The organism is Trichormus sp. NMC-1, assembly GCF_001858025.1.
Taxonomy (GTDB): Bacteria; Cyanobacteriota; Cyanobacteriia; order Cyanobacteriales; family Nostocaceae; genus Anabaena.
On the sequence record NZ_LZQD01000001.1, the window covers coordinates 402,285 to 419,655 of the forward strand.

At 39.9% G+C, this 17,371-nt stretch carries 20 protein-coding genes and 1 tRNA gene; 17 read left to right on the forward strand and 4 right to left on the reverse strand.

Annotated elements, in window-relative coordinates; translation table 11 throughout:
• Nucleotides 1-108: 108 nt before the first annotated feature.
• The gene (locus A9Y75_RS01700) at nucleotides 109-1,518 is read right to left on the reverse strand and encodes a 1-acyl-sn-glycerol-3-phosphate acyltransferase (RefSeq protein WP_071187641.1); all 1,410 of its coding nucleotides are present in this window, start codon (nucleotides 1,516-1,518) and stop codon (nucleotides 109-111) included.
• A gap of 78 nt (nucleotides 1,519-1,596) precedes the next feature.
• Here A9Y75_RS01700 and A9Y75_RS01705 point away from each other — a divergent pair, with 78 nt between their 5' ends.
• Nucleotides 1,597-2,229: a class I SAM-dependent methyltransferase gene (locus tag A9Y75_RS01705; RefSeq protein WP_071187642.1), complete on the forward strand. Its 633-nt coding sequence runs from the start codon at nucleotides 1,597-1,599 to the stop codon at nucleotides 2,227-2,229.
• On the opposite strand, the gene A9Y75_RS01710 is transcribed toward A9Y75_RS01705, so the two are convergent.
• Nucleotides 2,230-2,302 (reverse strand) — tRNA-Ala (locus tag A9Y75_RS01710). It abuts the gene before it with no gap.
• A gap of 90 nt (nucleotides 2,303-2,392) precedes the next feature.
• On the opposite strand from A9Y75_RS01710, the gene A9Y75_RS01715 reads away from it, so the two are divergent.
• Nucleotides 2,393-3,292, forward strand: coding sequence for a rhodanese-related sulfurtransferase (locus A9Y75_RS01715; RefSeq protein ID WP_071187644.1), 900 nt, complete (start codon nucleotides 2,393-2,395; stop codon nucleotides 3,290-3,292).
• Nucleotides 3,293-3,410: 118 nt separating this feature from the next.
• Here A9Y75_RS01715 and A9Y75_RS01720 read toward each other — a convergent pair whose 3' ends face one another.
• Nucleotides 3,411-4,073 (reverse strand): class I SAM-dependent methyltransferase, encoded by a 663-nt coding sequence (locus A9Y75_RS01720; protein ID WP_071187646.1) that lies wholly within the window; start codon nucleotides 4,071-4,073, stop codon nucleotides 3,411-3,413.
• A gap of 245 nt (nucleotides 4,074-4,318) precedes the next feature.
• Between A9Y75_RS01720 and A9Y75_RS01725 the strand changes: the two genes are divergently transcribed.
• The 14 genes from A9Y75_RS01725 to A9Y75_RS01790 all read left to right on the forward strand — a co-directional run bounded on the left by A9Y75_RS01725 (nucleotide 4,319) and on the right by A9Y75_RS01790 (nucleotide 15,726).
• A complete protein-coding gene (locus A9Y75_RS01725; protein ID WP_071187648.1) occupies nucleotides 4,319-5,257 on the forward strand; it encodes a phosphoribulokinase in 939 nt (312 codons plus the stop codon).
• Between the two features lie 144 nt (nucleotides 5,258-5,401).
• The gene (gene radC, locus A9Y75_RS01730; RefSeq protein WP_071187652.1) at nucleotides 5,402-6,133 is read left to right on the forward strand and encodes a DNA repair protein RadC; all 732 of its coding nucleotides are present in this window, start codon (nucleotides 5,402-5,404) and stop codon (nucleotides 6,131-6,133) included.
• A 292-nt stretch (nucleotides 6,134-6,425) separates the two neighbouring features.
• Complete coding sequence (locus tag A9Y75_RS01735) at nucleotides 6,426-6,671, forward strand: DUF2281 domain-containing protein (protein WP_071187653.1); 246 nt, start codon at nucleotides 6,426-6,428, stop codon at nucleotides 6,669-6,671.
• A complete protein-coding gene (locus A9Y75_RS01740; RefSeq protein ID WP_071187654.1) occupies nucleotides 6,671-7,057 on the forward strand; it encodes a type II toxin-antitoxin system VapC family toxin in 387 nt (128 codons plus the stop codon). Before A9Y75_RS01735 ends, A9Y75_RS01740 begins: the two co-directional genes overlap by 1 nt.
• Nucleotides 7,058-7,148: 91 nt before the next feature.
• Nucleotides 7,149-8,456 carry a GTPase gene (locus A9Y75_RS01745; RefSeq protein ID WP_071187656.1) on the forward strand — a complete coding sequence of 436 codons (1,308 nt, stop codon included), beginning with the start codon at nucleotides 7,149-7,151 and terminating at the stop codon, nucleotides 8,454-8,456.
• Nucleotides 8,457-8,656: 200 nt separating this feature from the next.
• Nucleotides 8,657-9,226 (forward strand): hypothetical protein, encoded by a 570-nt coding sequence (locus A9Y75_RS01750; protein WP_071187658.1) that lies wholly within the window; start codon nucleotides 8,657-8,659, stop codon nucleotides 9,224-9,226.
• 599 nt (nucleotides 9,227-9,825) lie between these two features.
• The gene (locus A9Y75_RS01755; protein ID WP_071187660.1) at nucleotides 9,826-11,082 is read left to right on the forward strand and encodes an MFS transporter; all 1,257 of its coding nucleotides are present in this window, start codon (nucleotides 9,826-9,828) and stop codon (nucleotides 11,080-11,082) included.
• Nucleotides 11,083-11,227: 145 nt separating this feature from the next.
• Entirely contained in the window at nucleotides 11,228-13,144 is a 1,917-nt protein-coding gene (gene ilvB / locus A9Y75_RS01760) for a biosynthetic-type acetolactate synthase large subunit (protein ID WP_071187662.1), read from the forward strand.
• Nucleotides 13,145-13,429: 285 nt separating this feature from the next.
• Nucleotides 13,430-13,636 (forward strand): DUF2281 domain-containing protein, encoded by a 207-nt coding sequence (locus A9Y75_RS01765; protein WP_071187664.1) that lies wholly within the window; start codon nucleotides 13,430-13,432, stop codon nucleotides 13,634-13,636.
• Between the two features lie 34 nt (nucleotides 13,637-13,670).
• Nucleotides 13,671-13,913, forward strand: coding sequence for a hypothetical protein (locus A9Y75_RS01770; RefSeq protein WP_083389463.1), 243 nt, complete (start codon nucleotides 13,671-13,673; stop codon nucleotides 13,911-13,913).
• Nucleotides 13,913-14,173, forward strand: a complete 261-nt coding sequence (locus A9Y75_RS01775; protein WP_071187667.1) for a type II toxin-antitoxin system RelE/ParE family toxin — start codon at nucleotides 13,913-13,915, stop codon at nucleotides 14,171-14,173. Before A9Y75_RS01770 ends, A9Y75_RS01775 begins: the two co-directional genes overlap by 1 nt.
• A gap of 190 nt (nucleotides 14,174-14,363) precedes the next feature.
• A complete protein-coding gene (locus tag A9Y75_RS01780; RefSeq protein ID WP_071187669.1) occupies nucleotides 14,364-14,945 on the forward strand; it encodes a hypothetical protein in 582 nt (193 codons plus the stop codon).
• A 168-nt stretch (nucleotides 14,946-15,113) separates the two neighbouring features.
• On the forward strand, nucleotides 15,114-15,359 hold the full coding sequence (locus A9Y75_RS01785) for a hypothetical protein (RefSeq protein WP_071187670.1): 246 nt from the start codon (nucleotides 15,114-15,116) through the stop codon (nucleotides 15,357-15,359).
• Complete coding sequence (locus A9Y75_RS01790; protein WP_177176071.1) at nucleotides 15,352-15,726, forward strand: type II toxin-antitoxin system RelE/ParE family toxin; 375 nt, start codon at nucleotides 15,352-15,354, stop codon at nucleotides 15,724-15,726. Before A9Y75_RS01785 ends, A9Y75_RS01790 begins: the two co-directional genes overlap by 8 nt.
• A gap of 133 nt (nucleotides 15,727-15,859) precedes the next feature.
• Here A9Y75_RS01790 and A9Y75_RS01795 read toward each other — a convergent pair whose 3' ends face one another.
• Nucleotides 15,860-16,405 carry an NADPH-dependent FMN reductase gene (locus A9Y75_RS01795; RefSeq protein ID WP_071187674.1) on the reverse strand — a complete coding sequence of 182 codons (546 nt, stop codon included), beginning with the start codon at nucleotides 16,403-16,405 and terminating at the stop codon, nucleotides 15,860-15,862.
• A 294-nt stretch (nucleotides 16,406-16,699) separates the two neighbouring features.
• Between A9Y75_RS01795 and A9Y75_RS01800 the strand changes: the two genes are divergently transcribed.
• Nucleotides 16,700-17,371 (forward strand): ATP-dependent metallopeptidase FtsH/Yme1/Tma family protein (locus tag A9Y75_RS01800; RefSeq protein ID WP_343232337.1); only part of this gene is annotated, 672 nt, incomplete at its 3' end.

Here is a 17,371-nt window from a genome sequence, read left to right on the forward strand (position 1 = left end):
ATCCTTTTTGTCTGGGTGTGAAACTAATCTTTAACCGAGTACCGTCGGTTTAAATCACCGTCACCAAACTTAATTACGAATTACGAATTACGAATTACAAATTACGAATTATTTAATCAACTCCTCCAACATTACCTGTAAATCCTCAGTCAAATCACTAACACCCTTTCTCAACGCTTGTTTATTCCCCTGACAACTCTCCCACCTTTCACTGACAGAAATTGGCTCACCTACAGTAATCATTGCTTGTTTTAAACCTAAACGCGGTCTTCCTGGTAAAGTAGAATCTTTAATTCGAGACAACATATCAAACATTAATAATGCTGTTTCTGCAAATCTTTCCGCCGTTGGTTTTTCCTGAATATAATTAGCAGTTACAGCCACAAAACTTTCTGCTATTCTCATGTGTTGCATTCTTAAATCAGCTTCTTCTGCTACCCAATCAGCCAAACCACGTTTGAAAGGTGGTAAACTTTGAATATCCTCAATATCATCCCGATAAATATAATTCCAACCTGCTTCTTCTAAGCGCCGACATCTATCAATAAAATTACCCTGGGGCTGAATATTAAAATATTGTTCTGAAATTTGTAAAGCCGTATCCATTAATCGGTGTAATCTGGTAATTAACACTTCATTGGCTGGGACTTTTTCTTCAGTAATGATTTCCGGTAAATCTCGATGATAGAAACGACGATAAAAATCTTCCATTTCAGAAATTAAATATTCAGCTAAACGCAAAAAACGTTGATATAAAAGTTCTTCTTTTTTTTGTCCCGTTAGATTAATTTCTGCAACGGGTAAACAGCTATCAGTTTCTAATTTAGATAACAGCCAATCTATTTTTTCCCAAGGTGGATTAACGTAACTATATTTAATGGCAATAGGAATAATAAAAACCGTTTCTTCACGTTTGGCTTTTTGTAAATCTTCTACACACCAAAAACCCAATTGTGCTACACCCGGTTCTAGAGGACTAACTATGCCACTATGACCATTTGTACCACCTTCTGGTGCAATGGCAATGGGCATTTTGGCATTAGCAAATAAATCCCGCGCCATTTGAATAGAGTTTCGGTCTACTCGTCTTCCCCTGCGAACGGGTACACCCCCAAGTCCAGAGAATAACCATCCTAACCACTTTCCCGCCCATAATGTCATTCCCCGTTCATACATAAAATGACTATGTAGTGGATATTGTAGAGGAATTCCTTGTTGACGCGCCACTTTGGGAACAATGCGGGTAAGAAAATATAACATAGTTAGAGGATCTTCTACCTCTGGGTGACGAAATGCGATTAAAAAGCGGATTTTCCCAGCTTGAAATTCCTGGTATAATTTAGCTAAGACTTCGGCATTCTTGGCTTCAATATTGACAATACCCGCAGGTAGCCAAGGTCTAGTTCTCACCCGCAGAGCAAAGGGGACAACCCAAGAGGCAATTTTCACTATTAGCGGGTTATGGCGTTGGGGAATAAATTTGAGTGGTGGTTGAGTAGAATGAATTGATTTAGGCAAGTTGTTCTCCTGAATTTCTGGCTAAAAAAGTGAACCAATAGCGATCGCTTGATTGCTTAATTCTGATAACTTAATTATATGAATACAACACCAGACAAAAAACAATTTGCACCAGCCACCCAGCGCAACCGAGAAGCCATTTTAGAGGTACTTTTACAAGTATTACCTGCCAATGGCACTATTTTAGAAGTTGCCAGTGGTACAGGTGAACACGCTGTGTTTTTTGCACCTAGCTTCAAACCCCGTCAATGGTTACCTTCTGACCCTAACCCCATATTACGCGATAGTATTACTGCTTGGGCAGAAGAATTTCCGAGTCAGAATATTTCTCACCCTTTAGACATAGATGTAGAGTTACCAATTTGGCCAGTGGAGAAAGAAGCATTACCCGAATCATCTATTTTCGCTATAGTTAACATTAACATGATTCATATTTCTCCTTGGTCAGCCTGTTTAGGACTCATGGCTGGTGCGGGACGGATTCTTCCCTCTGGTGGTATTCTTTATTTATATGGACCTTACAAACAAAACGGTGAACATACCGCACCGAGTAACGAGGCTTTTGATGAGTCTTTACAGCTGCAAAACCCAGAGTGGGGAGTGCGTAATTTAGAGGATGTGATCAAAGCCGCTAACGCGCAAAATTTGATTCTGCACAAAACTTATCAAATGCCAGCAAATAACCTGTCAGTTGTATTTCGTCATCATTAATGGAGGTTAGCGGACTCGAACCGCTGACATCCTGCTTGCAAAGCAGGCGCTCTACCAACTGAGCTAAACCCCCGTTTTCAATTCAAAATTCTTTTTAATAATGAAGGGACGCAATTTTAAATCTTGACAAGATATTATCCTAATATTCATTTTTTGTAAATAGATGCACCAAAAAAATATTGTAGTTGTGGCTGCACTGTATAAATTTATTAGTTTACCTGACTTTGCCGAAATGCAAGAACCCTTGCTATCTTTTTGTCAGGAACAAGGAATCAAAGGCACGATTTTACTAGCTCAAGAAGGGATTAATGGTACAATTGCTGGTTCCCGTCAAGCAATTGATGCAGTTCTTAACTTTCTCCGTGGTGATACTCGGTTTGCAGATTTAGAACATAAAGAATCATACACAGAAACGCCACCTTTTGAAAGAATGAAAGTGCGGTTAAAACAGGAAATTGTGACTTTGGGAATACCTGAAATTGATCCCAATGAAAAAGTGGGAATTTATGTCAGTCCTCAAGAATGGAATGATTTGATTTCTAACCCAGAAGTTACAGTAATCGATACCCGTAACGATTATGAAGTCAGCATGGGTACATTCAAAAGGGCTGAAAATCCGCAAACTCAGATATTCCGAGAATTTCCAGAATATGTAAACGAACAACTTGACCCCAGCAAACATAAACAAGTGGCTTTATTTTGTACTGGTGGCATTCGTTGTGAAAAAGCCTCATCTTATTTGCTTTCTCAAGGCTTCGAGAAAGTATATCACCTCAAAGGCGGCATTCTCAAATATTTAGAAGAAATTCCTGCCGAAGAAACTTTATGGGAAGGAGAGTGTTTTGTATTTGATGAACGAGTCGCAGTTCGTCACGGATTAGAAGAAGGAAGTTATGAGTTATGCTTTTGTTGTGGACATCCCATTGCAGAAGAAGATAAAACCTCACCTAAATATGAAGAAGGAATTTCCTGTCCGCACTGTTTTGATAATTTAACCGAAGACAAAAGAACGAGACAACAGCAAAAATGGAAACAGCATAGCAAGCATATCATGTCCAGTTGAATACTTATCATGATGGCAAACGCGGAGACAGGGAGAGTTTTTTTGATCAGCAATTAGCCGGACATGATATAACTTCATCTTTGCGAACCTCCGCGTTAACCTCCGCGTACCTCTGCGTTTAATTCTTCATCCCTAAAGTCAAACCATCAGCGATAGGAACCAAACTCAGAGTAATTCGTGAGTCTTGATGTAACTTTTGATTCAAAAAGCGAATCTTATTAGTTTGATTATCCTGAACTTCGGAATCTGCGACTTTACCTGACCAAAGGACGTTATCAATGGCAATTAGTCCACCTGGTCGAATTAATTGGAGCGATCGCTCATAATAGTTTTCATAGTTCCCCTTATCAGCATCAATAAACGCAAAATCAAAACTTTCCGCTTCACCAGATGCCAATAATTTATCTAAAGTTTCCAAAGCTGGAGCAATATGTAAATCGATTTTATCAGCTACGTTGGCTCGTTGCCAATAGCGCCGAGCGATACTGGTATATTCTTCACTCACATCACAGGCGACAATCTTACCATCAGCTGGTAAAGCCAACGCTGTCACCAGAGAACTATAACCTGTAAATACACCTACTTCTAAAGTTTTTTTTGCGCCTATCAGCTTCACCAACAACGCCATAAATTGACCTTGTTCTGGGGAAATCTGCATCCGAGCCATTGGCAATTGGGAGGTTTCCTGACGCAGTTGAGTTAATACATCTGGTTCTCGTAGGGAAACAGACAGTAAATAATTATACAGATTTTTTTCTAAACCAATTGTTTGTTTTGTCATCATTCAAAAATATGCCTGTCGTACATAGCACAAACGGATTTTGACACAGATACACAGATGATATCACTTCCGTCATTTGCCTGCCGACTCTACCAAAATATCTCCTCAACTCCGTTTATGTAGAGATGTTGCAAAGATGATTTTGGTTGAATTAATTTTCAATTTCCCTTCTAAAATTAGACAATTAATTAAAATTGTTCTCTGTAAACATTATCACACAACTAGCTTGTGTTAGAGGGGGTAAAATGAGCCGTCCAATTATTCTTGGGATTGTTGGTGACAGCGCTGCTGGTAAAACGACATTGACTAGAGGAATTGCTCAGGTACTTGGACCGGAGAATGTTACCCTCATTTGTACAGATGATTACCATCGTTACGATCGCACACAACGAGCAGAAATTGGCATTACAGCCCTTCATCCTGACTGTAACCATTTGGATATTATGCAGCAGCATTTATCGTTGCTACGGACAGGACAGCCGATTCTCAAGCCTGTTTACAGCCACAAAACAGGGACATTTGAGCCACCACAATACATTAAACCGAATAAATTTGTGATTATAGAAGGTTTACTGGGTTATTCTACCCGTGCAGCCCGTGATGCTTATGATGTAAAAGTATATCTTGCCCCTCCTGAACCAGTCCGCGCTGCTTGGAAAGTTAAGCGGGATACACAAAAACGTGGTTATACCCCAGAACAAGTATTAGCAGAACTAGAAAAACGTGAACCAGACTCAGAACAGTATATCCGTCCCCAGCGTCAATGGTCGGATATTGTGGTTAGTTTCTATCCTACAAAAGAGGAGGAAAATGAAACCAATGGTCATTTAAATGTGCGTTTGGTGTTGCGTCCTTCTATTCCCCATCCAGATTTTACCCAAATTACTGAATCTGGTAATGGTGATTCTCAATCAGCAGTTCGTCTGGGACTAGGCCGAGATATGGGTAAACCAGTGGATGTCTTGGAAGTTGATGGTCACGCTACCTTAGAACAGGTGACTAAAATAGAGCATATTATGTGTTCGGATATGCCTTATTTAAAAAATATATGCGATCGCGAAATTAATCCAGAACTAGGTAAAATTGCGGGTACAACCGGAGAAACACTGCAAAGTTATCCCCTCGCACTTACACAGTTAATCATTACTTATCATATGCTCAAAGCTACGCAAATTTATCAATAAGCGATTACCAGTTTCAACTGGGTATAACTAAGTAATACTGAGCAAAATTAAAGATTTTGCAAACAGGGATAATTGGTCAAGCAAATAAGAGATAAATAAATATAGCTCTACCCAATTATTCCCAATCTCAAATCCCCAAATGGTATGACTTATTGCCTCAGAATTGCCGACTTACCCGAAAATGAGCGTCCACGCGAGCGATTAATGACACATGGTGCAAAAATCTTAGCCACTGCTGAATTAATCGCTATTTTGCTGGGTACTGGACAAGGGCCGGGTAAACTCTCCGCCGTTGGCTTGGGGCAGTTTATACTACAGGAGTTGGGCAAACATCAGCGTGACCCTTTAGCAGCTTTAAGGGAAGTTACACCAGCTGAGTTGATGGCAATTCCCGGTGTGGGGCCTGCAAAAGCCACAACAATTCTTGCAGCAATCGAATTAGGCAAACGCGCTTTTTTATCTCGTCCCTCAGATGGAACAGTAATTGACAGTCCCCTTGCTGCGGCTGCAACGCTTAGTCAAGACTTGATGTGGCAAAATCAAGAACGTTTTGCGGTAGTCTTATTAGATGTAAAAAATAAATTTCTGGGAACAAAGGTAATTACTATTGGTACTGCGACGGAAACTTTAGCTTCCCCCCGTGATATTTTTCGGGAAGTAATTCGTCATGGTGCAACGCGGATGATAGTGGCACATAATCACCCTTCTGGTAATTTAGAACCTAGTGAAGCTGATATAGAATTAACACGGCAATTATTAGCAGGTGCAGAACTTTTAAGTATTCCCCTATTAGACCATTTGATTTTAGGGAATGGTACTCATCAGAGTTTGCGAGAGACTACAACTCTCTGGGATGATTGTCCCCAGGGGGATTGATTATGAGGTGTTGCTGATTAACCAAGCAACACTATCATCGAACTTAAGCACAACAGCTTAGAAACGGGTATCCAAAATTATCTGAATGGTTATCCAAGATAAAATAATCTGAATAACCGCAGATTCTTTTTATAAGCCATACCATACAGTGTGATCGCTGATCTTGTAGCGACTATCTTGATTGTCAACTGCGATGTCAGTTCGCCTATATTGTCGGTTGAGTTGTACTGTACAATTATATTTGAAATGCACCATCATTATTTAATCCTTATAAATTACAAAAGGAGTAATTATGAGTACCGAAACAGCCTTATTAAAAATCGTAGAAAATCTACCCAATTCTCTCAAAATTGAACTTTTACATTATGCCGAATATTTAATCACTAAATCTTCAACACTTCAACAAGCAGAAGAAAAAAAACAAGTCGAAGATGTAACCGTTAAAAAACCGTTATCAGGTTCAATGAAAGGAACTTTTGTGTTACCTTTGGCAGAAGATTTTGATGATCCTTTAGAAGAATTTGAGGAATATATATAATGGATTCTGTGTTGATAGATACTCATGTTTTTATTTGGTTAGCAGAAGCTGATCCAACCTTGCCCAACTCTATAAAAGATATACTTGAAAATACAGATAATGTTTTTGTTAGTATTGCTAGTTTTTGGGAGATATCCATTAAATTGAAAATTGGTAAACTCTCTTTATATTCTGACTTTAATACTATCGAAGATAGTTTTGCAACAACAAGATTTAAGTTATTATCTATTACCTTAAAAGACACTATTCAACTGTATAATTTGCCTTTACATCATAAAGATCCATTTGATCGTATTTTGGTATCTCAAGCAATTAATAATTCCCTAGTTGTAGTGAGTCGTGATCAAACTCTTGATAGCTATCCCATTCAGCGTTTATGGATATGAATCAGAGCTATTGCTACCGAGCGCTTTGCTATCGTGCAAGCGTTGAACACCACAGCTATACTAAAAGTGGTGGCAAGATGAAATTACACCAATGACTGAGCAACCCAACACAGACTCATTGAAGACACCGGCTGATGAAATGAAACCCAAGTCGGAAAATAATTCTTGGAAAAACCGCATTTCTGGTGTTGTCAACAAAACCACAGCCAGATTAATCCAACTCCTACCTGTAGACCAAGTAACACAGACCATAGGACAATGGTTTACTGTCAGTGATGCCCAAGTAGCAGAGATTTTAGAAACCATTCGCGCTGAATTACCCACTACAGAAGCGCTACTGTTAGGTAAACCCCAAGCGGGTAAAAGCTCTATTGTCAGGGGTTTAACGGGAGTTTCTGCGGAAATTATCGGACAGGGTTTTCGTCCCCACACCCAAAATACCCAACGCTATGCTTATCCTTCCAGTGATTTGCCATTGCTAGTTTTTACGGATACTGTAGGGCTAGGAGATGTCAATCAAGATACAGAAACAATTATTCAAGAGTTAATTGGTGATTTACAAACAGAGGCTACAGGGGCTAGAGTCTTAATTCTGACTGTGAAAATTAATGATTTCGCAACTGATACCCTGCGACAAATAGCACAAAAATTGCGTCAACAATATCCAAATATTCCCTGTTTGCTGGTGGTGACTTGCTTACATGAAATTTACCCACCCGCAACAGAGGATCATCCTCATTATCCCCCAGATTTTGCAGAATTAAACCGAGCATTTACCCAAATAAAAGCAAATTTTTTAGGTTTATATAATAATGCAGTTTTGATTGATTTTACTTTAGAAGAAGACGGTTATCATCCTGTATTTTATGGTTTAGAAGGACTGCGAGATAATTTAGCCGAACTCTTACCTGAAGCAGAATCAAAAGCAATTTATCAATTATTAGATAAACAAGCCGGGGAGAAATTAGGTAATATTTATCGGGATGCAGGAAGACGTTATATTTTACCTTTTTCGATCATGGCAGCTACTTTAGCAGCAGTGCCTTTGCCTTTTGCAACCATGCCTGTTTTAACAGTTTTGCAAGTATCAATGGTGGGATTATTGGGTAAATTATATGGGCAAACCTTGACACCATCTCAAGCTGGGGGTATTGTGAGTGCCATTGCTGGTGGTTTTGTCGCTCAAGCCGTAGCCAGGGAGTTAATTAAATTTATTCCTGGTTTCGGCAGCGTAATTGCTGCATCTTGGGCAGCAGCTTATACATGGGCTTTAGGTGAAGGTGCTTGTGTTTATTTTGGTGATTTAATGGGTGGGAAAAAACCTGATCCCCAGAAAATTCAAGCAGTGATGCAAGATGCTTTTGAGGGTGCGAAGGAGCGATTTAAGGGGATTCGTTAAGGGGAAACTGCGCCATTTACAACATGATTTAGCAGATGAATCTAGAGACAATATAGCATTTTCTAGTTTGCTGAGGTACAAATCTATCTGCGTTTATCTGCGTCCATTCTCTTCTATCTGCGGTTAAATCTTTTTTCGGTGTACCTTACTTGGATGAGAATCGCTATATTGCATTACTCCCATGTCAAAATTAACAGAAAATGAAAATAATTATTTGCCCTGGAATCCATGAGCCAGAATTAACTACAAGTTTTATCATAGGAGGGTTAAATCTAGAGCATGATAGATTCAGCCCACCTAATTTGGAAGATATACTGGTTTTTCCGGGAGAAGGTATTTTAGCCGTATCCGCATTCCATATTTTACAGTTTTTGCGCCTTCACCTCCAGGACAGTGAGTTAAAATCGCCTGTTATATTCATTAGCTTTAGTGCTGGTGTAGTTGGTGCAATTACCGCTGCCACAGAATGGCAACTTTTGGGTGGTCATGTCAAAGCATTTATTGCCATAGATGGTTGGGGGATGCCATTATGGGGGGATTTCCCAATTCATCGTCTGAGTCATGATTACTTTACCCATTGGAGTTCTGCTATTTTAGGTAGTGGGCAAGATAATTTTTACGCCGATCCACCCGTTGAACACTTATCAATGTGGCGATCGCCCCAAACAGTACAAGGACAGTGGGTAGACCAATCAATGGGGTTTCCTCCATCCATAAAATCCTTAAGTGCGGCTGAATTTTTGCATTTGTTGTTAAAACGCTATGATTAACATTCTCTCCACCTTGGTGACGCGGAGGGTGGGGATTCCCAAAATCATAAATTAGAGTTTTTCTTTCCACGAGTTGATCTACTTGGAGGAGTTACCAAGCTGCGCCCCGCTTTGCTACTCCCTTCCCAGTGTAAGATTACTTATCTTCTTCCTTCTTCCTTCGCGTCCTATCCCTACGGGACACTTCGTGAACGCGTCTTCGCGGTTCATTAAATCCGTATTCATCTATAGGACTCCTATTTGAATTCCGTATACCTTGATTCCTTCTTCTCTGTTCCCTGTTCCCTGTTCCCTACCTCTACGAGTAAATATGCCTACGGCACGCTACCGCGAACAGAAACCAAACCGGATTCCTATAGTTGGAAGAGAGTAACACCCAAGTTTTGAGCAGTCTCTCCAGAGACATTAGTTCAGATGTAACCTGCCGTACTTATAAAAATAGTCCGGACACTAGCGTTACCAAACAGGAGTGAGAAATAGAGAAAATAAGGGTGACAATAGAAATAAACACGGTTAAATAACTAATGTTCCTCTCATGGCTCCCGGCTTCCGGCTTCTTCCGATCCATCTACCCTAGTCAAAATTCCTAAATATAGTAAATGTTTCCTACTGAACCTACTGCTGTTAATCACGGCTTTGGCGCACTGCTAAAAAACAGGAATTTTATGCTCCTGTGGATTGGGCAATTGGTTTCCCAGTTGGCAGATAAGGTATTCTTTGTCTTAATGATTGCCTTACTGAAGCTCTACCTACCTGCTAATGATGTAGACAATAGCGGTCGTTTCTATTTGTACATGGCATTTACCGTACCAGCAATTTTATTTGGTTCCGCAGGCGGTGTGATCGTTGACCGTGTGCCGAAAAAACTGATTATGGTAGGCTCAGATGTGGTACGTGGACTATTCATGCTGTTAATTCCCTTCCTACCACGGGAGTTTGCAATTCTGTTATTCTTCACCTTTGCCATTTCCACCGTCACCCAGTTTTTTGCCCCAGCAGAACAAGCTGCTATCCCGCTTTTAGTAAAGAAAGAGGGTTTAATGGCTGCCAATGCCTTATTTAGCAGCACGATGATGGCAGCATTAATTATTGGTAATGCTGTCGCTAGTCCAATGTTGGATTGGGTGGAAAACTTAAATAAAGGTTTTGGTAAAGAAATGGTAGTAGGTATCTTATATCTACTGTCTGCTTTGATTATGATGCCTATTCATTTTCAAGAACACAGACACATTGACGAAGATACAGTTAAAATTAATCCTTGGGCTGAATTCTTACAAGGCTTGCGCTATCTCAAAAAAAATCGGCTCGTGTGGAATGCCATGCTGCAAATTGTCACTTTATATTGCGTGTTTGCGGCTCTGATAGAATTAGCGATTGGTATGGCAGCAAAGTTAAACTTAGAAGCCAGGGACTTTAGCTTTTTCGTAGCTTCTGCCGGAGTTGGGATGGTAATAGGTGCGGCAATTCTCGGACACTTTGGTCATAAATTACATCACAAACCCTTACCCTTAATCGGGTTTTTGATTATGGCGGTGTCTTTAGGGTTGTTCACTTTTATTGAAAACCTGCCCCTAGCCCTAGGACTCTGTATTTTCTTAGGTGTCGGTGCGGCCTTCGTGAATGTGCCAATGCAAACTTTAATTCAGCAAGAAACTCCACCAGAAATGCATGGTAAGGTATTTGGCTTTCAAAATCATGCCATCAATATTGCTCTCACCGCACCGCTGTTGATAACGACAAAGCTAGTTAATGCCTTTGGTTTATCAGCTGTGCTGTTGGGAATGAGCCTGGTTGTCGCTGCTGTCGGTGTCTGGGCGTGGCAAAATACACGGCGGGTATTGCAAGATGTGATTTAAAAATTGTAAAATCATAGCCCAAAGATATTGTATGTCTATGCTAGTAAATGGAAATTCTCTAAGCATTTGCTGGAATTTTTCAATTAAAATGAAGTTATAAATACAGAATCTAGGGCTTAAGTTTAGTTATATTTTGAGGTTAACCGTGCGTTCACAAAGTGTCTCCGCAGGAGAATCCCCTTCTCAAATCAGTATCTCACAATCGGCAAATCACAAGCAATCCCCTATCTCTAATTCGTCAGTTGTCACCCCCAAACGTGAATCTGGCGGTTTTGCATTGTTAGATAGTCTCGTCCGTCATGGGGTTGAGTATATTTTTGGTTATCCTGGTGGGGCAATTCTGCCGATTTATGATGACCTGTATAAAGTAGAAGAAACTGGTAGAATTAAACACATCCTCGTTAGACACGAACAAGGCGCTTCCCATGCAGCTGACGGCTACGCCCGTGCTACTGGTAAGGTGGGAGTATGCTTTGGGACTTCTGGCCCAGGGGCAACGAATTTAGTTACAGGTATCGCTACAGCCTACATGGATTCTATTCCCATGATTGTGGTGACAGGACAAGTACCACGGGCTTCGATTGGTACAGATGCCTTTCAAGAAACAGATATTTACGGTATTACTTTGCCTATTGTCAAGCATTCTTATGTAGTGCGTGACCCTAAAGATATGGCGCGGATTGTGGCGGAAGCGTTCCACATTGCCAGCACTGGTAGACCGGGACCCGTTTTGATAGATGTTCCTAAAGATGTGGCTTTAGAAGAATTTGACTATGTACCTGTAGAACCAGGTTCGGTCAAATTACCTGGATATCGTCCCACTGTGAAGGGAAATCCCAGACAAATTAATGCGGCAATTCAGTTGATTCGAGAAAGTCGCCGCCCGTTGTTGTATGTTGGTGGAGGTGCGATCGCTGCCAATGCCCACGCAGAAGTCAAACAACTGGCTGAATTATTTAATATCCCTGTCACTACTACCTTAATGGGTATCGGTGCATTTGATGAACATCATCCCCTCTCCTTGGGAATGTTGGGAATGCACGGTACTGCTTACGCTAACTTTGCGGTGACAGATTGTGATTTGTTGATTTGTGTTGGTGCCAGATTTGATGACCGGGTGACAGGTAAGTTAGATGAATTCGCTTCCCATGCTAAAGTCATTCATATCGATATTGACCCAGCTGAAGTAGGTAAAAACCGTGTTCCCGAAGTTCCTATTGTCGGTGATGTCAAAAACGTTTTAACTGATTTGTTACGTCGATGTCAAAACTCAACTAACAAAACTCCACCTCACCAAAATCAAGAATGGTTAAATTTAATTAACCGTTGGCGACAAGATTACCCTTTGGTTGTACCTCATTATCCTGATAGCATTTCTCCCCAAGAGGTAATTGTCGAAGTTGGTCGTCAAGCACCCCACGCTTTCTACACCACAGATGTGGGACAACATCAAATGTGGGCGGCACAATTCCTCAAGAATGGCCCCAGACGCTGGATTTCTAGTGCAGGTTTGGGAACAATGGGTTTTGGTGTTCCTGCGGCAATGGGTGTAAAAGTAGCGTTCCCTGATGAAGAAGTTATCTGTATCAGCGGTGATGCCAGTTTCCAAATGTGTTTACAGGAGTTGGGAACATTAGCACAGTATGGCATAAATGTCAAGACTGTGATTTTAAATAATGGCTGGCAGGGAATGGTGCGTCAATGGCAAGAAGCCTTTTATGGAGAGCGTTATTCTTGCTCAAATATGGAAGTAGGGATGCCAGATATTGAATTTTTGGCTAAAGCCTATGGTATCAAGGGGATGGTGATTAGTAACCAGGACGAGTTAGAAGATAAAATTGCCGAAATGTTGGCACACAACGGGCCAGTAATTGTCAATGTCAAAGTTACCAGAGATGAAAACTGCTATCCTATGGTAGCTCCTGGTAAGAGTAACGCGCAAATGATTGGCTTACCTAAGCAACAACCGAAAATTGCAGTTGAGCCGGTTTATTGTAGCCACTGTCATACAGAAAACCTACCTAGTCACAATTTCTGTTCTGAGTGTGGAACCAAGTTGTAGTTAGATTTGTAAGGGTTTAGCAATGCTGAACCCTTAGCTAATAATAAACAATTAATACCAATTCTGGATGATAGCTTGCGTGGCATAACCATAGATACGCCAAATTTAGATGGGAAACGAACCGCGTATCGCTAAAGCGTGTTTATTGTAGAGGAGTTACGGCAACACTTACAGCACTTCCCAGCGTCAAGAGGTACAAGCACCCCACCCCCAACCCCCTCCCCGCAAGCGATGAGGGGGCTATGATGTACTTCATAAGAGCGGAAACCGCTGTAAGGAGAAATTATGACTATTGATACAGAAATTTTTCAAACTCTCGTCAAGATGCCAGAGTCTCTAAAAAAAGAGATATTGCATTATGCAGAATATCTACTTGAGAAACACGCAAAGATTGAATCTTCTCAAGAACAGCTTGAACAACTTCATGGTTATGGTAGTTGGGCTGGTCAGATTATTATGTCTGATGATTTTGATGAACCTTTGGAATTGTAAGGTGTTTTAATAGGATTAAGAATAGGAGGAAATGATGACCATAGTTAGATTACAAGTTACTTTTGAATCTTTACTTGAAGGAATTGCATCTCTAAGTTTAGAAGAAAAACATAAGCTTTTAGAAATCATAGAGGAGCAGGTTTTAGAAGCAGAAGAAGATTTACTAGAGGAAGATCCACAGATTCTTGCTGAGGTTTCAGAGGCTCGAAAGGCGTATAAAAATGGTGATTATACAACTATTCAAGAATACATTGCTAATCGGTCTGGGGAAACTTAATGAGTTACGAAGTCATTATCCCAAAGCCTGTAAAAAAACAACTGGATGCTTTACCAGGGGATGTACGGGAGCGAATTTTAGAGAAAATTTTGTCTCTTGTTGAAGATCCGCGTCCATCTGGAATTAAGAAACTAAAGGGCTTTGACGGTGAATATAGAATCAGAGTTGGGGATTATCGAGTGCGTTATGCAATTGATGACCAAGCTTTAACTGTTTTAATCCTTCATTGTCAGCACCGTAAAGATATTTACAAAAGTTAAAAAAACTGGGGATATGGGGTTTAACCTAAATCATTTCCTGGTGTTAATTAGTCGTTTCGAGAATTTTCTCCTGACCTTCATACAGCTTTTGAGAGATTACAGCAAGAAGGAAAGCTGAAAGTACAAGATTAATTAGTCTTAGTCAGGGTAATTAATCCATTTTAGCAAGATAGAAGTTTTTACTAGCAGAATGAATACCAAATCTCCTCTCAATACAACCCTTACACTTGTTACGCTGGTCAACGCAATACTGTTTAGTGTCATTGGAAATATTCACTCTGCTACAGCACAACAAGAATTATGCCGAGATATTGGTGAAGTTTCTCCTGCTGATATTTTACGTACTTTAGAGCTTCCACAATTTGGTATAAATATTGATATTCCCGAAAACTATAGAGCATTAGCTCGTAATGATGGTTCTGTGCAAATTCTTAACCCTGGAAACTTTGAACTCATATCTTGTATTTCCAGAGGAGGAACAGCACCTTTTGCTCGTGGGATGAGTAGCTTCACTATTCGCTTAGTCAATAATGCTAGAAATTTAACACTGCTCAATTTGGCTCAACAACAAGGTTTATACGATGGTAAAAACTATCGTTATAACTTGAGTGGAACACAGATACTCATTACCGAATCTGATTCAGGATATTCTGTTGCTGCATGGTTTACCCCACCAGGAATTAATGGGGTGGTTATGATGGAGATGAGTTGTGATTGCGAATTGGGCAAAGATGATATTGTCATGGAGTTAGACAAAACTCATCTGCGTTAATTCTGAGTCTTCAATATTGGTTTAGAATAAATAAGTGAGATTGCTAATCTTGTAGGTTGGATTGACGTAAGAAAACCCAACTTTTAAAATAAATGTTAAATATCTTAATTATTTTTATTAGTAATCACAAAATAAATGTAACCTCATCTTACCTAAATAATTGAAACAATGAAAGCAATTAAAGTAATGGCAACCATCAATGAACAGGGACAACTTACATTAGATAGTCCTTTAATGACAGATCAAAATAGTCGCGTTGAGGTAATTGTTTTGATTCCAGAGACAACAGAAATAAATGAAGATGAGCAAACTAAAGAAGTTATTTTAGAAGATTTTCGTCAAGCTTGGCATGAAGCCATGACAGGAAAAACTATTCCTGTTGCTCAACTTTGGGAAGGGCTTGATGATGTCTGAACAACCGTTAATTCAAGTTCAAGCATCAGTAACTTTTACCCGCAATATACGCAATCTTGCCAAAAAATATAGAAGTATTCGGAATGATATACAGCCTGTAGCAGAACAACTGGAAAGGGGCGATTTACCGGGAGATAAAATATCTGGAATTGGTTATGATGTTTTTAAGCTAAGAATCCGAAATAGCGATATTCAAAAAGGTAAAAGTGGTGGCTATCGTCTCATTTATTACGTCAAAACTGCAAAGGGAATTATTCTCCTGACTATTTATGCAAAATCTGAACAAGCTGATATTCTAGCAGATGAAATCAGAAGCATTATTACAGAGTATGAAAAATTTGCAGTTGAAGACAAAGAAGATGTTTAGTATAAACTCTACAGATAAATTTTAGCTGCTACAAGGTTTTTATTCCTATCTCCTAATCTTGTCGTCAACAAAGTTGTTTTCCAGGCTAAAAAGGGAGAATAGCCTGTAAATATCCTCCCCTTGTCTCCCAGTTCTAATTAACTCCCCGTAATTTCCGAGTATTATCAACTAAACTCTGAGCAAATTGATCAAAGCGTTGAGATAGCTTTTCATCCAGCAACTTACCTTCAGAGTTAAAAGCACTATAAGCTTGTCCGATAGCTATCTGTTCGGGAATCACCCAACCATGTACCCAACGAATAATTAACCGTAGGTCATTGAGGGCGTTACTATTAGACTGACCGCCTAAAATGCTAATTAATCCTGTTACCTTCCCCGATAGTTCTTCAAAACTCATTAAATCTAGAGCATTTTTTATGACACCACTAACGCTGCCATGATATTCTGGTGTAGCTAAAATTAAGCCGTCGGCATTGCTAACGGTATCGCGCAACCGCTGCACATCTGGGTATTCTGAATAATCTTTACCACCATTGCAAAAAGGTAGCTGCATTTGTTGTAAATCGAGAATTTCGACTTCTGCACCTAAAGCTGCTACTCGTTGTGCTGCTACTTGTAACCCTAGCTGGGTATAGGAGCCGGGTCTTAAACTACCACCAATACCAACAATTTTTACCATAGTTCACCCACAAAACTAGAATTTTAAAAAGCGTAGTCATTATGATTATGACTATTTTAACGATTGATTGCGTAATATGTCAAATTTTAGTTTCAGGAGAAACTTGATGTAATTAGGATTAGATTATCCTAATTGAGCAGCTACATGAGTTCAGTAGTAAATACATGGGAATGTTTTTGTCTGGAAGTTAGACTAGATTAAGAAAACCGTAATTTCCAGTTATGGGAATTTCTGCTAGAAGAATAGGCATAAAACCAAATATCAGCTTATGTCAAAAGAGAAAGGGTAAATATTATGACAAATGTTGGAAAAAAGGCATTGAAGAAACAGCGCTCAACACATGGTATTGCTTGGACTGGGGCTTTAGCAGCCAGTATGATGATGTTGCCAGGAATTGTTGGTGGTTCTCCCGTCTTGGCACAAAAAACAGCGAGTAATTCTTTAAGTTATGGGGAATTGCTCCAGAAAACAGAGCAAGGGGAAGTTAAAAGAGTAGAACTTGATGAAACTGAACAAATAGCTAAAGTTTATTTGGCAGATCAAAAACCAGATGCACCACCTATACCAGTAAGACTTTTAGATCAAAACTCTGAGTTAATTAACAAACTCAAAGAAAAGAACGTTGATTTTGGTGAAGTTTCCTCTGCTAACAATAGGGCTGCTGTGGGGCTGTTAATCAATCTGATGTGGATTTTGCCACTGGTAGCTTTAATGCTTTTGTTCCTCCGTCGTTCTACTAATGCTTCTAACCAAGCGATGAATTTCGGCAAATCCCGCGCTCGGTTCCAAATGGAAGCGAAAACAGGGGTAAAATTTGACGATGTAGCGGGGATTGAAGAAGCGAAAGAAGAACTCCAAGAAGTTGTAACTTTCCTCAAACAACCAGAGAAATTTACTGCTGTAGGCGCTCGGATTCCCAAAGGTGTGCTGTTAATTGGACCTCCTGAAGCCTGTAAAAAAACAACT

Excerpts from the sequence above, each read along its gene's own strand:
- radC (WP_071187652.1), top strand. The coding sequence starts at position 5,402 with ATGACTTATTGCCTCAGAATTGCCGACTTACCCGAAAATGAGCGTCCA.
- A9Y75_RS01740 (WP_071187654.1), top strand. The coding sequence starts at position 6,671 with ATGGATTCTGTGTTGATAGATACTCATGTTTTTATTTGGTTAGCAGAA.
- A9Y75_RS01755 (WP_071187660.1), top strand. The coding sequence starts at position 9,826 with ATGTTTCCTACTGAACCTACTGCTGTTAATCACGGCTTTGGCGCACTG.
- A9Y75_RS01725 (WP_071187648.1), top strand. The coding sequence starts at position 4,319 with ATGAGCCGTCCAATTATTCTTGGGATTGTTGGTGACAGCGCTGCTGGT.
- A9Y75_RS01770 (WP_083389463.1), top strand. The coding sequence starts at position 13,671 with ATGACCATAGTTAGATTACAAGTTACTTTTGAATCTTTACTTGAAGGA.
- A9Y75_RS01715 (WP_071187644.1), top strand. The coding sequence starts at position 2,393 with ATGCACCAAAAAAATATTGTAGTTGTGGCTGCACTGTATAAATTTATT.
- A9Y75_RS01795 (WP_071187674.1), bottom strand. The coding sequence starts at position 16,405 with ATGGTAAAAATTGTTGGTATTGGTGGTAGTTTAAGACCCGGCTCCTAT.
- A9Y75_RS01790 (WP_177176071.1), top strand. The coding sequence starts at position 15,352 with ATGTCTGAACAACCGTTAATTCAAGTTCAAGCATCAGTAACTTTTACC.
- A9Y75_RS01785 (WP_071187670.1), top strand. The coding sequence starts at position 15,114 with ATGAAAGCAATTAAAGTAATGGCAACCATCAATGAACAGGGACAACTT.
- A9Y75_RS01745 (WP_071187656.1), top strand. The coding sequence starts at position 7,149 with ATGACTGAGCAACCCAACACAGACTCATTGAAGACACCGGCTGATGAA.
- A9Y75_RS01775 (WP_071187667.1), top strand. The coding sequence starts at position 13,913 with ATGAGTTACGAAGTCATTATCCCAAAGCCTGTAAAAAAACAACTGGAT.
- A9Y75_RS01720 (WP_071187646.1), bottom strand. The coding sequence starts at position 4,073 with ATGACAAAACAAACAATTGGTTTAGAAAAAAATCTGTATAATTATTTA.
- A9Y75_RS01750 (WP_071187658.1), top strand. The coding sequence starts at position 8,657 with ATGAAAATAATTATTTGCCCTGGAATCCATGAGCCAGAATTAACTACA.
- A9Y75_RS01780 (WP_071187669.1), top strand. The coding sequence starts at position 14,364 with ATGAATACCAAATCTCCTCTCAATACAACCCTTACACTTGTTACGCTG.
- A9Y75_RS01765 (WP_071187664.1), top strand. The coding sequence starts at position 13,430 with ATGACTATTGATACAGAAATTTTTCAAACTCTCGTCAAGATGCCAGAG.
- A9Y75_RS01705 (WP_071187642.1), top strand. The coding sequence starts at position 1,597 with ATGAATACAACACCAGACAAAAAACAATTTGCACCAGCCACCCAGCGC.
- A9Y75_RS01735 (WP_071187653.1), top strand. The coding sequence starts at position 6,426 with ATGAGTACCGAAACAGCCTTATTAAAAATCGTAGAAAATCTACCCAAT.